This window comes from Dechloromonas sp. HYN0024 (assembly GCF_003441615.1).
Lineage (GTDB): Bacteria > Pseudomonadota > Gammaproteobacteria > Burkholderiales > Rhodocyclaceae > Azonexus.
This window is the reverse complement of the sequence record NZ_CP031842.1, coordinates 2,012,362-2,027,699: the sequence shown is the minus strand read 5'-3', so window position 1 is coordinate 2,027,699 and position 15,338 is coordinate 2,012,362. Positions and strand designations below refer to the sequence as shown.

General features: G+C 60.0%; 15 protein-coding genes. 3 read left to right on the top strand and 12 right to left on the bottom strand.

The features are described from left to right. Window positions 1–85 precede the first annotated feature (85 nt). Window positions 86–502 carry a hypothetical protein gene (locus HYN24_RS09740; protein WP_117609070.1) on the top strand — a complete coding sequence of 139 codons (417 nt, stop codon included), beginning with the start codon at window positions 86–88 and terminating at the stop codon, window positions 500–502. A gap of 60 nt (window positions 503–562) precedes the next feature. On the opposite strand, the gene HYN24_RS09735 is transcribed toward HYN24_RS09740, so the two are convergent. The 12 genes from HYN24_RS09735 to HYN24_RS09680 all read right to left on the bottom strand — a co-directional run bounded on the left by HYN24_RS09735 (window position 563) and on the right by HYN24_RS09680 (window position 13,078). Beyond that, on the bottom strand, window positions 563–1,015 hold the full coding sequence (locus tag HYN24_RS09735) for a YaiI/YqxD family protein (protein WP_117609069.1): 453 nt from the start codon (window positions 1,013–1,015) through the stop codon (window positions 563–565). Between the two features lie 13 nt (window positions 1,016–1,028). Beyond that, window positions 1,029–1,877 (bottom strand): archaetidylserine decarboxylase, encoded by an 849-nt coding sequence (gene asd / locus HYN24_RS09730; RefSeq protein ID WP_117609068.1) that lies wholly within the window; start codon window positions 1,875–1,877, stop codon window positions 1,029–1,031. A gap of 27 nt (window positions 1,878–1,904) precedes the next feature. Further along, window positions 1,905–2,927: a 23S rRNA (adenine(1618)-N(6))-methyltransferase RlmF gene (gene rlmF / locus HYN24_RS09725; RefSeq protein ID WP_117609067.1), complete on the bottom strand. Its 1,023-nt coding sequence runs from the start codon at window positions 2,925–2,927 to the stop codon at window positions 1,905–1,907. Window positions 2,928–3,149: 222 nt separating this feature from the next. Further along, on the bottom strand, window positions 3,150–3,782 hold the full coding sequence (locus HYN24_RS09720; protein ID WP_117609066.1) for a response regulator transcription factor: 633 nt from the start codon (window positions 3,780–3,782) through the stop codon (window positions 3,150–3,152). Then, entirely contained in the window at window positions 3,779–6,670 is a 2,892-nt protein-coding gene (locus tag HYN24_RS09715; protein ID WP_117609065.1) for an ATP-binding protein, read from the bottom strand. The genes HYN24_RS09720 and HYN24_RS09715 overlap by 4 nt, the downstream gene beginning before the upstream one ends. A gap of 143 nt (window positions 6,671–6,813) precedes the next feature. Continuing rightward, entirely contained in the window at window positions 6,814–8,193 is a 1,380-nt protein-coding gene (locus HYN24_RS09710; protein ID WP_117610296.1) for an OmpP1/FadL family transporter, read from the bottom strand. Window positions 8,194–8,264: 71 nt separating this feature from the next. Beyond that, window positions 8,265–9,281, bottom strand: a complete 1,017-nt coding sequence (locus tag HYN24_RS09705) for a 2Fe-2S iron-sulfur cluster-binding protein (RefSeq protein ID WP_117609064.1) — start codon at window positions 9,279–9,281, stop codon at window positions 8,265–8,267. 74 nt (window positions 9,282–9,355) lie between these two features. Beyond that, window positions 9,356–10,342, bottom strand: a complete 987-nt coding sequence (locus HYN24_RS09700; protein ID WP_117609063.1) for an aromatic/alkene monooxygenase hydroxylase subunit beta — start codon at window positions 10,340–10,342, stop codon at window positions 9,356–9,358. 51 nt (window positions 10,343–10,393) lie between these two features. Further along, a complete protein-coding gene (locus HYN24_RS09695; RefSeq protein ID WP_240327650.1) occupies window positions 10,394–10,834 on the bottom strand; it encodes an MmoB/DmpM family protein in 441 nt (146 codons plus the stop codon). A 31-nt stretch (window positions 10,835–10,865) separates the two neighbouring features. Then, a complete protein-coding gene (locus HYN24_RS09690; protein WP_117609062.1) occupies window positions 10,866–11,201 on the bottom strand; it encodes a Rieske 2Fe-2S domain-containing protein in 336 nt (111 codons plus the stop codon). 38 nt (window positions 11,202–11,239) lie between these two features. Further along, the gene (locus HYN24_RS09685; RefSeq protein WP_117609061.1) at window positions 11,240–11,506 is read right to left on the bottom strand and encodes a toluene-4-monooxygenase system B family protein; all 267 of its coding nucleotides are present in this window, start codon (window positions 11,504–11,506) and stop codon (window positions 11,240–11,242) included. Window positions 11,507–11,572: 66 nt separating this feature from the next. Next, the gene (locus HYN24_RS09680) at window positions 11,573–13,078 is read right to left on the bottom strand and encodes an aromatic/alkene/methane monooxygenase hydroxylase/oxygenase subunit alpha (protein WP_117609060.1); all 1,506 of its coding nucleotides are present in this window, start codon (window positions 13,076–13,078) and stop codon (window positions 11,573–11,575) included. A gap of 313 nt (window positions 13,079–13,391) precedes the next feature. On the opposite strand from HYN24_RS09680, the gene HYN24_RS09675 reads away from it, so the two are divergent. After that, window positions 13,392–14,321 carry a DMT family transporter gene (locus HYN24_RS09675; RefSeq protein WP_117610292.1) on the top strand — a complete coding sequence of 310 codons (930 nt, stop codon included), beginning with the start codon at window positions 13,392–13,394 and terminating at the stop codon, window positions 14,319–14,321. Further along, window positions 14,318–15,319: an LLM class flavin-dependent oxidoreductase gene (locus HYN24_RS09670; protein ID WP_117609059.1), complete on the top strand. Its 1,002-nt coding sequence runs from the start codon at window positions 14,318–14,320 to the stop codon at window positions 15,317–15,319. Before HYN24_RS09675 ends, HYN24_RS09670 begins: the two co-directional genes overlap by 4 nt. Window positions 15,320–15,338 lie beyond the last annotated feature (19 nt).

Below are 15,338 nucleotides of genomic sequence, written 5' to 3'. Positions count from 1 at the left end.
GTTAGGGAAAGGGTGGGATTTGTACTATCCTGAATAAATAGCAGAACCGCATAACTGTCGATTCACCCATTTACCAAGGTGACGAATGGCATACGAATTAGTCTGGGAGCCAGAGGGCGTGATCAACCGTTTTTCGGGGGTTGTACGCGCATGGGAACTCGTTCAGTCGGTCGAAACCATTCAGGGTGATGCTCGCTTTGACGATACGCGCTACGTCATTAATGATTTTTTGGCAGTCACGGAATACGAAATGGGCGCAGAAATCCTGACGGAGGTTGCCGTCCTCCAATATGGCGCTTACAACACGAACCCCAATTGCCGCATTGTCTTTGTCACCACAGATGATGCCCTGGCGACGCTGGTCAGGGGGGTTCCGGAGTCGAGCGGCATCACGTCCTACCAGACTGAGGTTTGTCCGACGGTTTCGGCCGCACGAGACTGGCTGGATAGCCAGCCCCAGTTGCATCTGATGAGCAACGTGATGGGGTTTAGGCTCAATTAACGGTCGGCCGCGTGTTGGGGCAGGTGTTCTTCCCGATTGTCGGGTCACCTCGAGGCAGCGTCAGACCGTTGGAATCTTGGCCAGAAAGCGATCCAGCTGATTGGCGAAAGCCTGTCGGTCGGCTTGGCTGAAGGCGCTGGGGCCGCCAGTTTCAACGCCGGCGCCGCGCAGTTCTTCCATGAAATTGCGCATGCTCAGGCGTTCCTGGATGGTCGCCGTGGTGTACATCTCGCCGCGCGGATTGAGGGCGTGGGCGCCACGGCCGATGACCAGCGAGGCCAGCGGGATGTCGGCAGTGACGACGAGGTCGCCCGGGCTCAGTTGGTCGACAATGTGGGCATCGGCCACATCAAAACCACTCGGCACCTGGATGGCGCGGATGAATTTAGAGGGCGGGGTGCGCATCATCTGGTTGGCGACCAGAATGGTGTGAATCTGCCGGCGCTCGGCGGCGCGGAAGATGATTTCCTTGATGACACCCGGGCAGGCGTCGGCATCGACCCAGATCTGCATGCAATAGTCCCGGTCAGGCGGGCTTGTTGCCCATCGTTTCACCCATGCGGATGGCGCCGGTTGGCGACCATACCGGGTTGAAGGCGAGGGTGTCTTTCGGGAAGAGCATGACGACCGTTGAGCCGAGCAGGAAGCGGCCCATTTCCTCGCCCTTGTTCAGCACGATATTTTGCTCATCGTAACGCCATTCGCGAATGACGCCGGGGCGCGGCGGGTTGATCTGGCCGTGCCAGACGGTGGCCATGCTGCCGACGATGGTGGCGCCGACCAGGGTCAGCACGAAGGGGCCGAAGGCCGAATCAAAGACGCAGACGACCCGCTCGTTGCGGGCGAAGAGACCGGGTACGCCACGGGCCGTGGTCGGATTGACCGAGAACAGTTCGCCCGGGACGTAGATCATGCGTGTCAGCTTGCCGCTACAGGGCATGTGGATGCGGTGATAATCGCGCGGGCTGAGGTAGAGGGTGGCGAAGCTGCCGTTTTCAAATTGCGCCGCCAGGTCGCGGTCGCCGCCGACCAGTGCGGTGGTCGAATAGCTGTGGCCCTTGGCCTGGAATATCTGGTCGCGTTCTATCGGGCCAAACTGGCTGATGGCGCCATCGACCGGGCTGATGAAATCGGCCTCGGCCTGCGGCCGGGCACCTTCCTTGAGCAGGCGGGTGAAAAATTCGTTGAAGCTCTTGTAGCTGGCGATGTCCGGGTTTGCTGCCTCAGCCATGTTGACGTTGTAGCGGTCGACAAACCAGCGGATGACGCTGGTGGTCAGGCTGCCGGCTTCCTTGGATGCCAGCTTGCCGGCAAGGGCGGTCAGGGCCTGTTTCGGGATCAGGTATTGGGGCAGGACGGCAAGGCGGTCGGACACGGGCGAGTTTCCAGGCAGAAAGCGGAATTATAAAGGGTCGGCTGCGGGGGGAACGGTTTCGGCCGGCGCAAAGGCCGGTTGTGCGTCGGGCGCGGTGGTGCCAAAGGCCGGGGCCGATGACCAGTGTTCCTTGCGCCATTTCTCGCGCTCGCCGTTGCCAAAGAAGGTCCAGGCAATCAGGCGGCTTTGCTTCTGGCCTTGCGCCATCGGGATGATGCGCGATTCGACCACCTTGGCCTTTTTGAGGGCCAGTTCGATGTGCGGCAGGTTGTCGCCCTGCGAGAGCAGGCTGGTGAACCACATGACGCGTTTCGGGATGTTGCAGCTCTGCTCGATCATCAGTTTGACGAAAGCGCGCTCGCCGCCGTTGCACCACAACTCGCTGCCGCCGCCACCAAAGTTGAGGCGCGGTTCGGCGGCGCCACGCTTGGCGCCCGGCTTGTTGAGGTTGTTCCACTTGCGCTGGCTGACGGCGTGCACATCATCCGGCGAATTGTGGAAAGGCGGGTTGCAGATCGACAGATCGAAGACTTCGCCCGAGCGCAGCAGGCCGGTGTAGATGTTGTCCCAGACCGTCTGATGACGCAGTTCGATCTCGCCGGCAAGTTCCGGGTTCTTGGCGATGATGGCCTGGGCATTGAGCAGCGCCGCCTCGTCGATATCGACGCCGAGAAAGGACCAGCCGTACTCGGCATGGCCGATCAGCGGATAGACGAGATTGGCACCGGTGCCAATGTCGAGCACACGCACGCCGGGCCCGCTCGGGATATTCTTCTTGTTGCAGGTGGCGAGCAGGTCGGCGACGCTGTGCAGGTAGTCGGCGCGACCGGGAATCGGTGGGCACAGGTACCCGGCCGGAATGTCCCAGCCCTTGACCCCGTAGTGGTGCATGAGGATCGCCCGGTTGAGCATCTTGACCGCAGCCGGGTTGGCAAAGTCGATACTCGGCGTACCGGCCTGTGTCGTCTTGATATGCTTGGCCAGTGCTGCCGAGGTGGCTGCCAGCGCAGCAAAATCGTAGCCATCGGCGTTCTTGTTGCGGGGATGCATGGTGATCTTTCCTTCAGCGGGGTCGGGATTGTCCCACGAAAGACTGTCGCCAGCACGATAATGGGCCTTCGTCGCATGGTTCTGATTTTTAGCTGATTTTTCGCAACAACGGCAAGGATGCAAAGACCAGCGTTCCCGTTCAGTTAATTGCGAAGCTGATCACCAGCTTGTACGACGTTGCGTTGATTCGGACGGCTGTTGCCAAGGTTCGTTGGTGCAGGCCTATTTGCTGATGTGCTTCAAGCGCTGAATGGCCAGCGTCAACTCGGCGACTGAGCGGATATTCATTTTCAACATTACGTTGTGCTTGTGGACTTTGACCGTGCTTTCGGTAACGCACAGGTCATAGGCGATGGCCTTGTTCTGTTTGCCCTCGGCAACGGCAAACATGATCTGCTTTTCGCGCGCGGTCAGGGTCTCGAAACGCTGGCGCAGGCTGGTCAGCGAGGAACGTTCATTGACCGTTGCGCTGACCCGCACCAGCGCCACGGCGATGGCCTCGAGCAGATCGGTGTCTTTGAAGGGCTTGTTGAGAAAATCAATCGCCCCCGCCTTCATGGCGCGAACGGCCAGGGGCACATCGCCATGGCCGGTAATGAAGATGATCGGTATTTCGCCGCCCAGCGCCACGATTTTTTCCTGTAGTGCCAGACCGTCGAGGCCAGGCATGCGCACATCGAGCACCACACACGACAACTCGGACAGGTTTTTCTTGGCCAGAAAATCGAAAGGCGAGGCAAAGACCTCGACCGCCATGCCGGCCGAGCGAATCAGGCTGCTCAGCGATTCACGGACGGAGGCATCGTCATCAACGACATAGACAACGGGAATTTGTGAGCTCAGGCTGGCTGTCATAGGGTGACCGGAATGTTGAAGACGAAATTTGCCCCGGTGCCGGCAGTCGCCTCCAGCCGCAATCGTCCTCCGTGGTTTTCAATGATCGAGCGGCTGATCGCCAGCCCCATACCCAGGCCGTCGCGTTTGGTCGAGAACAATGCGTCGAAAATTTTCTCGGCCATATCGGGGGGAATGCCTGACCCGGTATCCATGAAACTGAACAGCACCCCTTCAGTCCCGCTGGCAATGACTGAAATGTGCAGGACAGGCTGGTTGACCGCCTTGTCCCGCATGGCCTCGACGGCATTGACGACGAGATTGAGCATGACCTGTTGCAACTGGACGAGATCGGCCTGCAACATGGGCAGATTGGGCGCTATTGATACCTCGACCTGGACGCCCGATTCCTGTAGCAGGGATTGCAACATCAGCAGCAAATCGTCGAGCAGGCGTCCGACATCGAGTACCTCTCGCCGGATGCCACCCATGCTGAGGAAATTCCGGATGCGTGTAATGACGTCACCGGCCAGGCTGGCATCGCGGTTAACCCGCTTGAGCGCGGCGACTACTTCGTCGAGATCAGGGGTCTCCCGGGCCAGCCAGCGCAAGGCTGCCTGACTGTTGGTGGCGATCGCCGAGAGCGGCTGGTTGACTTCGTGGGCAATCGAGGCGACCAGTTCGCCCATGGTTGTGAAACGGGCGACCCTGGCCAGTTCTGCCTGGGTGACGGCCAGCGAGCTTTCGGCCTGCTTGCGTGAACTGATGTCTTCAACGATGACGGCCAGCCTAGGCCCTTCCGGGTCTACCGCAGGGATCAGCGAGGCACTGACATTGGCCCAGAGGAAGCCGCCGCTACGTTTCTCGTAGCGTTTCTGGACGTGGTAGCTGTCGATCACGCCATCGAACAGGCCATGCACATTGCGCTTGGTCATCGCCCGCTGGGATTCTTCAGAAATATCGACAAATGAAACTCCGACAATGTCCGTCTCGTTGTAGCCGAGCATGTGCTGCAGGGCCGGGTTGGCATTAAGTATCCGTCCCTCGCGGTCGGCCAGCGCGATGCCGACTGCCGTGTTCTTGTAGAGGCCGAGCCAGCGGCGTTCCGAAATCTGCAGGGCAACCAGTCCATCCTGCAACGACTTGCGACTGGCGACCAGTCCGGCGGTCAATTCGCAAACGTCGGATGCCTGCGAGTTGAGTTCCTTTTGCAGAATATCAACCGTCCGTTTGACCATGACCAGATTACGGACCCGGGCCCGCAGTTCCTGGGGCGAAAACGGCTTGGTCAGGTAGTCCTGGACCAGCTCGTCAAGCAGTGTTTCGCGCAGCGCATCATCGGCCCGCGCCGAGAGCACCAGCACCGGTACGTTCGGGAAGCGTTCGCTGGCCCGGAGTTCCCGCACAAATTGCTCACCGTCGAAATACGGCATCATCAGATCGGTGATCACCAGATCGGGTGGGTTTTCCAAAGCGATGGCCAAAGCGATGGCCCCATTTTCAGCCAGGGTGACGTTGTAATCGTCAATCAGAACGTCATAGAGGAAGTGACGCAGGTCGGGGTTATCTTCGACCACGAGAATCCGACTACAGCCCGGCTTGTTGTCCCTGGCCGGTTGACTCTGCGGGGCCATAAAGTCGATGGCCTGATAGCTGACCAGGCCGGTTTCTTCCGTGCTTTCCCGGACAAACACGCCTTTCGGTGCGCGCATCGGCATTTCGATCTGGAAGATGGCTCCGCCACCCGGCGCATCGAGGACCACCACCGTACCGAGGTGCAGTTCGACAAATTCCTTGACGATATTGAGCCCGAGGCCGCTGCCACTTCCGGATAGTCCATCCTGGCCCTGGGCAAAGCGGGAGAAGATCTGCTCCTTCATTTGCGCTGGCACGCCCGGGCCGTTGTCCTGCACGCTGAGCAAAAAACGACGGTTGGCAACGCGCGTGATGGCGCAGCAGATGCGGCCACCAGCCGGTGTGAACTTGAAGGCATTCGATAGCAGGTTGGCCAGCACTCTGGCCAGTTTGGCGCGATCGACATCGGCATACAGTTCGCCGGCGCCTTCGACGAGCAGGGCGATAGACCGCTCTTCGGCGGCTGCCGCAAAGCTGCTCGCCACATCGCGCAGGAGGGCCATCACGTTGGCGCAAACGTAGGCCAGGGGCATTTGTTGCGCATCAATGCGTGCCAGGTCGAGCAGATCATTGACCTGATGCAGGAGCGACTGGGCATTGCGCTTGATGGTCTTCAAGCGGAAGCGTTCGCGCTCATCGACCTGCGCGGTCTCCTTGAGGAGTTGATCGACCGGCCCGAGAATCAGGGCCAGCGGGGTTCTCAGTTCGTGGCTGACATTGGCGAAGAATTTTGTCTTGAAGCCGTCAATTTCGCGCAGCTTCTCCAGGGCCAACTGCAGCTCCCCATTCTTGCGCGTCAATTCGGCCTCGATGGCGATTTTTTCCGAGATGTTTCGTCCCTCGGGAAGGAGGAAAGCGACATGCCCTTCGTCATCCCGAATGGGCGTCAGCGAAAAGTCGACAAATATGGTCTTTTCCCCGTGCAGGTCGCCAAAGACCTCAACGTCGCAGCGTACGAACTCACCTCGCTTGGCCTGCTCGACCATGTCGCGAACCCGATGTCGCGATTCTTCCGAGACAGCCCACCAGCGAGCCTCCCAGAAAGGCTTGCCGACGACCTCTTCGAGGCAGACGCCGGCACCCTCCAGTGCCGCCCGGTTGATCTCGAGAACGATGCCATCGATATCGAGCAGACCGAGAAACTGGTACATCTCGTCAAGAATGATGCGGGCAAGCTTTTGCCGACGAACTTCGGGGTTATCGTCGGAAACCAGTGTTACCCCTTTGACAGAGGCTTGCGTTACCTTGCCCGGCGGGCAGGATTCTGAGGTCATCGTCTCTCCATTGAATCGCGTCGGCGATCATGGCCATCAAGCAAGTCGCGCGCGTTTTTCTTGCGACTATACGAGCAAATTCCAGAAAGCAAAAAAGGGCGAGTAACTACTCGCCCAAAAACCATCGGAGGATGGGTAAACCGTTAGAAGCTGTAGCGGAAATTGAGCGTGGCGTTGTTCTGCGAGTGCGAGACCTCGATCGGTGGCGAGGTGTTGGGCAGACTCGTGTTATCCATGGTTTCCTTGAAAGCGTGGGAATAAGCGAAATCAAGCTTGGCCTGTTTCGAGAGCGTGTAGGTCAGACCGGCCGACAGGTGCTTTCTCGGGGTGGCCGGGATCACCGCGAACAGTGTCGATGAGCGTAGCGCCTGGCTGGCGAAGCGCAGACCACCGCGCAACGTCAGGCTGTCGTTCAGTTGGTAAGCCGTGCCCAGCGACAGGATGGTTTGATCCTTGTTGTCCTGCGGTAGAAGAATGTTGATATCGCCTAGACCACCATCGTGAACAAAGTTCACCTTGATGTCCTTCATCACGTCTTTCCAGAACACCCGTGATATGTCGGCAGTGACCAACCATTGCGAACCCAGTCGCTGGCTAACACCCAGATCAATGTGGGCGGGCATCTGGAAATCCTGGATTTTGATCTTGCCATTCAGGGCGACATTGCCACCCGTGGTGACTGCAGTCAGTGTGGCATCGCCTTCCATGTCGTTCATCTGGCTCTTGAAAGTATAGGAGGCACCCAGTGTCGTTTCCGGTGTCGCCTTGTAGAGCATGCCGAGCTTACCGCCATAGCCCCAGGCATCGACGCCGCTGGCCAGGAACTTGTCCTTGGTCAGACTGAAGTGGGCACCTTTCAATGCGGGCAGCATCCCGCCCAGCACTGGTACTAGTCCACCCGTAGCTCGTCCGCTACCAATCAGGTCCAGAACCTGATCGGTCCCCAGTAGCAAGTCTAGGTTGAGACCCTGCCACATGGCATCCAAGCTGCCGCCGATAGTCAATTTATCGGTCGCCTGATAGCTCGCGGCAAAGGGGATGTTTAGCACCAGCAGACGACTCGAATTCTCTAGTCCGGAAGCAAGCCCGCCATTGGCACTGGACAGGAAGCTGCCATTGCCATATTCGGTTCCCAGACCACCCTGGGCGAAGGCACCGACGCCGAAGGACAGGGCGCCGACCCGTTTGGTAAATGCTGCCTCTGGTGCGACATAGGGGCCGCGGTTATTCGAATGGGTGTCGGACGACACCGTTTCACCGGTCGTCTTGTTACGGACCGTGATGTCTGTGGTCACCAGATCCAGCCCGACCATCGCCTGGTCGCCATCAGCCATCAGCGACAGCGTCGCCGGATTGGTCATCATGCCAGCCGGGCCGACGTCGTGGGCGACAGCTGTGCCGCCCATGGCGCGCGAGATTGCGCCGTATCCCTCAAGGCGAAATACATCGGTCGCCTGGGCCATTTGTGTGCCGCCGGCCAGTGCCGATGCGACTGCCATTACAACGATTTTTCTGGTGGTCATCCCCGTCATCTCCTCTGTTATTGGAATAGAAAGCGTCTGAAATTCCCGGTGCAGCCGGGATCAAGCGTGGGTCAAAAAAAGCGGTCGAAATGAATCTGCTCGAAGGGCACCTTGTGGCCGACCATGAGCAGTTCCTGCAAGGCCTGGATCATCGGCGGCGGGCCGGCGAAATAGAATTCGTAACCGGCCAGTTCAGCCGGCAACGAACGCGCCAAGGCGTCATGGACGAAGCCGGTCTCGCCATGCCAGTCGCCGTTGTCACCGGGTAGTGAAACGACCGGGACGTAAACGATCCGGTCACCGTAGCCGGCGAGCACACGCAACATTTCTTCGCCGCAGACATCGCGGGGCGTGCGGGCTCCGTAGAAGAAGTACAGCTTACGGTCGGCCAGCAGTCCGGCCTCGGCCGCGCCGCGCGCGATGGAAATCATCGGTGCCAGGCCGGAGCCGCCGGCCACACAAACCAGGTCGCGTGGCGAGTCGGTGCGCAGGTAGGCCACGCCATATGGCCCGTCAAGGCCGATTTCGTCGCCCTCGGCGAGTTTTTCGAACAGGGTGTGCGTACCCTGTCCATGCAATACACGGCGAATCTGGAAATGCCATTCCCGTTTTTCATTGCCGATATTCGACAGGGAATATGCCCGCGAGGTGGCAATGCCGGGCAAATCCAGCATGGCGAACTGGCCGGGCAGGAATTCCGCATCGTCGTCGGAACGGAATCGGAATTCACGTATATCGTGGGTGATATCCCGCGTTCCGATCAGGCGGGCACGTTGGCGTTTGGGCAGAATCTTCGGCTGATACTCAGCGGCTGTCGGTGCCTTGATGCTGACAGGTCCGAGCGCCCGGCACTGGCAGGCGAGATGGCGGCCGCGTTTGCGGTCGCGCTCGGTCAGGCCCGGCGCATCGGTCCACAGGGTCTCGATTTCGCCTTCCATGAGTTCGAATTTGCAGGCGCCGCAGCCGCCGGAATTGCACTCGTAGGAATAGCCGAGCCCGGCACGCAGGGCGGCACGCAGGATGGTGTCGCCATCCTCCTGGGTGCAGGTGGCACCGTCTTTCTCGTTCCGGATAGTTGGTTTGATCATGGAACCCCAAAAACTAAGCTTGCGTTTGCGCCAGCACCCGCGGGTGCTGGCGCAAACTGCGCGTGACGTGACGATTACAGGCCGACCGAGCGGCGGAAGTCGCGCGTGGCCGCCTTGGCGGCTTCGGCCCCGTTGGCGACGTCGGGCAAGCCGGTGCAATAGGCATCGATGGCCTTGTCGGCCAGCGGCTCCCATTTGGCAACCCAGCCCTGGATCAGCTCGAGGTTACCCGGCGTTTCCAGTGCCATCTTGACCAGGGCGGAAATCCACCGGCGATGGCGGGCCGCATCAATTAGCTGGGCGTCCGTCACCAGGCCGAGTAGGGTGTCGCCATTGTGGCGACCCGACTCACCCAGACGGCGCAGGACGGCTTCGTCGATGGCCGGCTTGGCGACCAGGTTGAGGACGACGATGGCTTCACCCCAATCCCACACGGTCATCGACTTTTCCATCAGTTCGCGGAAGCCTTGCCAGACCGGATCGTTTTCCCAGTAGTGGCGCTCATCGACGGCAAAGCCCTTGTCCGGGAAGGCGGTTGACAGCTCCTTGGTCCGGTAGGCGGTGTGGCTGAGCCAGCGGAAGCTGTCGGCCATCTGGAAGTAATTGCAGTTGGTGATGGTGCTGGCCGGCGATACCTGACCGACATAGGCCGAGGCCATCTGGATGGTATGGAACAGGTAACGGGACGGCGTGTAATAGCGGGCCAGGGTGCCGGCCCAGCGCGGGTCGAGCGCGACATCGTGCTCGCGCTGGTTGAACTGGTCGAAGAGCCCGAAGACGTAGGTCTCCTGGCCGTCCTGCATCATGTTGTAGGTGCGGTAGACGACTTCTTCCGGGTCGCGGAAGGCGTTCCAGTCCGGGTGTTTGAGGGCGGTACCGAAGGTGTTCTTCTTGTACCACTCGTTCATGAACATGGTGGGCGACAGTTCGTACGGCGAATCCGGACGCTTGTCGTTGTAGTGCAGGTTGGCGCTGACGATTTCGTATTCGCTCGGCTTGCGACGGCGGGCGGCGAGATGGCTCCAGGTCTTGAGCGGCTTGAGTACTTGTGGTTCTGACATGTTTGTCTCCTCGATTTTTTGCTATGGGCGGACGGGTGAAGTCGCGGCCGCCTAGACTTTTTTCATGAAATAGAAACGGATGCTGTTGTCGCCGCTTTCGATCTGGCCGGCGAAGGAGCTGAGATCGACTTCCAGGTCGTTCATCTTGAACGGGCGGCCCAACTCCTCCTCGATGGTGGCGCGCTGCAGCACCATCTCCTGATCCATGTGGATACGGATGTAGGCGCGCTTGTCGTCGACGAAGAGTTCTTTCCCCGGGTTATCTATTTTTGCCGCCTCGATGATCGCAGCGGCCAGGTCGCCGGCCCGCATCACCGGCCCGACCATGTTGTTGTGATACGCCTGCCCAGAACCTGTCGTGCTCATTGCTTTCTCCTTGATGTCTTTCACCTCCGGCTCGCCAAGCTGGCTTGCCGGCCCGGATGGGCACGCCACCAGCGCCGGGCTTGGTGCACCGCGCAGCAGCGTTCCGATCCAATTCAAAATTCCCATGTTTTTTCCTTTGGCCAGTGACGAGGGGCGCTCAGGTATGGGCGAACAAAGGTTCGATGCCGTCGGTCTGCACCAGGACATCGTCGCCGTCCAACTGGACCGGGTACTCGGCCAGGGCGCAGTCGGCGGGGTTGATCCCCTTGCCGGTGCACGCGTCGAATTGCCACAAGTGCGCCCGGCAGATGACTTTCTTGCCGTCGAAGGTGCCATCGACCAGCGGAATGTCCTGATGCGGACAAATCCCCTGGAAAGCCTTGATGTCGCCGCCTTCGGCGCACACCAGCAAGACTTCGTGGCCGTTGACTTCGAATGACTCCATCTCGCCTTCCCAGAGGTCATCGAGCGTACAAACCTTTTTGAAACCCATACCAGCTCCTGTTCGCTTTCGTTTGCGCTGCGAAGCACTCAGTGCTTCGGCGCCTCCCAGATGATTTCGACGGTTTCGGTGGGCTTCAGGCCGGATTCGGAAACCCGCATCGTGCGCGGGAGAAAATCCGCGCCGCCCTGACGACGCACCCGCATGATGTGCCCCGGACGGGCACGCACGCGCCGACCGACTGAATGGACAGCGGCGGCAGCCGCCACCTCATCCATGGTGTTCTCGCTGTCGACGGCAACCAGTTGCAGCACAAAGTCGCCTTCAAAGTTCGAAGTAAGTGGAAACAACGCCATTTCTAGAATCTCCTAAATTTTTTTCGAAGCGGCGCCCGCAGGCGCCGGCTTGTCAGGCGGCTTTGCTCAGCTCGCCTTCTTTTCTGCCCGCAGGGCACGGTAGACTTCGGCCCAGGCATAGTTGTGTGCGTCGTCACCACATTCGCCGGGGGCGATGTTCATGTAGGCGAGGGCGCCGCCCAGGTCCATCGGCTGGATCATGCCGGCCAGGAAGCGGTCGACAATGCTCAGGTGCCCGGCATAGCGCTCCGGCTCCTGCTCGAAGCACCAACGGTCGACTTCCGAACCGAAGTGATAGAGGCGGCCGTTGTATTCCAGCGGGTAATCCTTGACGTTCCAGCCTTTGCCCGGCGTGCCAAGAATCGGCAGCTGACACATGTTGCAGACATAGGGCAGGGTTTCCGGGTAGGCCATCGCCATGTTGCCGTCCACCACGTTGTCGATGATGACGTCCCAGCACTGGCCCCAGGTGTCGTTCCAGCCGGGGTATTTTTCTTCCAGCCAGGCGCGCTCGTCGGGGGTGATGCCGGCTGCCGGGTTCCACCACACGGTCGGACGCCAGAAATAGGAACCCATGTGCATGCCGTGGTGGGTTTCGGCAATATCCTTGAGGAAAATGTCCCAGTACCAGGGCAAATCGAGACCCATGTCGGTCAGGGCACGCTCGAACTGGGCGACGATCCACTCCTCCATGAATTCCTTGAAGGACTGCTTGCGATGCTCGAGCGGCGTGTAGTAGTCCATGATCGGGCCGGTGAGCACTGAGAAGAGTTTCCAGGCACCCCACACGGCGATATCGACGCGCTTTTGCGCTTCTGCCTTCTGGCCGTTCTCGATCAGTACCTTGAGGGCCGGGCCGCCGATCTGGGCGTGGCGAGACTCGTCGGTCTGGATGCTGGAGATCAGGTTGGCAAAGGTATGGTCCCCGGCTTCCGCCGCATCGGCTGCCAGGCCAAGGAACTGCATGTTGGTAAAGCCGGTTTCGAAACTGAAGGTCAGCATGATGGAAACGCTGATGGCATCCCGCGTCATCATGATGTCGTCGAAGAAGTGACGCGCCGCGATCATGCCCCACTCGTTGGTGTCGTAGGCCTTGAAGGCCCAGTCCATCTGGCGGTCCTTGGAAACGTGCTCGTGCGGGAAGTAGAGTTGCATCTGGCCGTGGCGGATTTCATCCAGGCAACCCAGCGTAGACATGTTGCGCATGCCCGGTGCCTTGGAGAAGCGCATCATGCGGGCCTCGGCACTGGCGGCGGCGTATTCGCCACGGGCGATGGCACCGTAGTGGGCCTTCATCACCGATTTCCAGCCCGGATCGGCATTTTCGAAAATACGGCTGCGTTCCAGCGCCGCCTTCACCGAATAGGCGCCGGCATCCTTGTCGCGCTGGACTTTGACGTATTCCGGATAGGTCTGTTTGTAAGGCTCGTCGTATTTTTCCCAGGCATTCTGGGGCAGCCCGAAAGCACCCGACATGAGCGGCGGAAACAGTTCGTCTTCCGTCACATACGTGGGCGTCCAGTTCGTGGTCCTGGCCAGGTCGTACCAGTCCATTCTGTTAAGTAAAGCCATCAATGTCTCCTTTGTTGCGGGATTGGGCATCCGGCCATTCCCAAATCAAAGCGATCTCTGTCGCCGGGGTCACACGGCCAATCGAAAATATCGAGATTCCGTATGAGGCAAAGATATTGGGAAATCAAAAGGGCGACTATTAGACTTTGGTTTAGATGCGGCTATTTGGCCATCCCGTTTTCTAGCGGGAGTGCCGGGAAAGTCCCATCCCATTCAGCCTCCCCAGCCTGCGTGCTGTCAGGCGTTACAATCGGACTCCTCTGACATTCCGTTGGCCGGTTTTCCGCGGTGCCAGCCCTTTCCTGAAAGCATCATGTCTTCATACCGCCGCTGGCTGCCTGCGCTTGCCTTGGTCGTTCTTTCGCTGACCTGGGGCTACACCTGGGTGCTGGCCAAGCACGGTTTGGTTTACGCGCCACCCTTCGCGTTTGCAGCCGAGCGTTGTGTCGGTGCAGCCCTTGCGCTGGTCATTGCCGTCAAGCTCAGCGGGCGTTCGCTGAGGCTGGTGGCACCCGGGCAGACGCTGGCTATCGGCTTGGCACAGGTGACCGGTTTCATGGTTTTCCAGACCTGGGCGCTGGTCGAAGGTGGTCCCGGCAAGACGGCGGTACTGATTTTCACCATGCCGATCTGGACCCTTCTGATGGCCTGGCCCATCCTCGGCGAACGGGTGCGTGGCAAACAATGGCTGGCGGCGGCGAGTACGCTGACCGGTCTATTGTTGATCATCGAGCCGTGGGACATGCACGCCACGCTGTTGAGTAAAATTCTTGGCCTGATGGCGGCCTTGTGCTGGGGCATTGGCACCATCCTGATCAAGCGTCTGCGCAGCACTACGTCGGTTGACCTGCTGACCCTGACTACCTGGCAGATGATCATCGGTGCAGTGCCGCTGGTTCTGCTGGCAATTCTGGTGCCGGAGCGGGCGACCGAGTGGACGCCATCCTATTTTGGCATCCTGGCGTTCATGTCCATCGCCAGCACCGCCATGTGCTGGTGGTTGTGGATTTATATCCTTGACCGGGTGCCAGCCTGGGAGGCCAGCCTCTCGGTGCTCGGCACGCCAGTTGTCGCTATCCTCTCGTCACGACTGACCTTTGGCGAAGAGTTCAAGACCAGTGAATTGGCCGGCATCCTGCTCATTGGTAGTGGGCTGGCCCTGTTGTCGCTGCTCAGTTGGGCCGCGAGTCGCCGCCATCCGGTCGCCTTGGGGGCCGATAAACCCGTTCAGGAGCAAGCATGAACCCGCTGCCAAATACAAAGTTGTCGATGCTCGATCTCATCGCCATTCGCGAGGGTGGGAACGTTGGGCAGGCACTGGCCATCGGCCGCGAGACGGCTCAGCATGTTGAAGCGCTCGGCTTCACGCGGTACTGGGTCGCGGAGCATCACAACACGCCGGGCATCGCCAGTTCGGCGACGGCCGTACTGGTTGGCCACATGGCCGGGGCCACCCGGCGCATCCGCGTCGGTTCGGGCGGCATCATGTTGCCCAACCATGCCCCGCTGGTCGTTGCCGAGGCTTTCGGCACGCTGGCTGAACTGTATCCGGATCGCATCGATCTCGGTCTGGGCCGGGCGCCGGGAACCGATCAACTGACCATGCGCGCCCTGCGTCGGGACCGTATCGAAACGGAAGCCGACTTTCCGCGCGAAGTGGCCGAACTGCAGCGCCTGCTCGGTCCCCGACAGCCGGATCAACAGGTCATTGCCGTGCCGGGCTGCGGCACCGAGGTGCCAATCTGGTTGCTCGGTTCCAGCCTTTTTTCGGCCCGACTGGCTGCCGAGCGCGGCCTGCCCTATGCCTTTGCCTCGCATTTTGCGCCGGCCATGCTGCTTCAGGCGATCGAGATTTACCGCCGCAATTTCCGGCCCTCGGCCAAGCTGGCGCAGCCTTACGTGATGGTCGGCGTGCCGGTTATCGCTGCCGACAGTGACGAGGAAGCCGACTATCTGGCCAGCAGCACCTATCAGCGGGTGCTTGGTATTCTGCGGGGCGATCGTCGGCCGTTGCCGCCGCCGGTCGCCGGCTTCCTGGCTGGTTTGCATCCGCAGGAGCGCGCAGGGATTGCCGGTTTTCTGGGGGCTGCCGTGATTGGTGGGGCGGAAACTGTACATGCCGGGTTGCTGGCGCTGAAAGAAGCGACCAATGCCGATGAAATGATTCTCGTCAGCGACATTTTCGATCCGGTACTGCGCCTGCGCTCGCTGGAAATCACGGCACGATCGTTTGTGGACTGAACGGAAGGGTTTTTTCCGG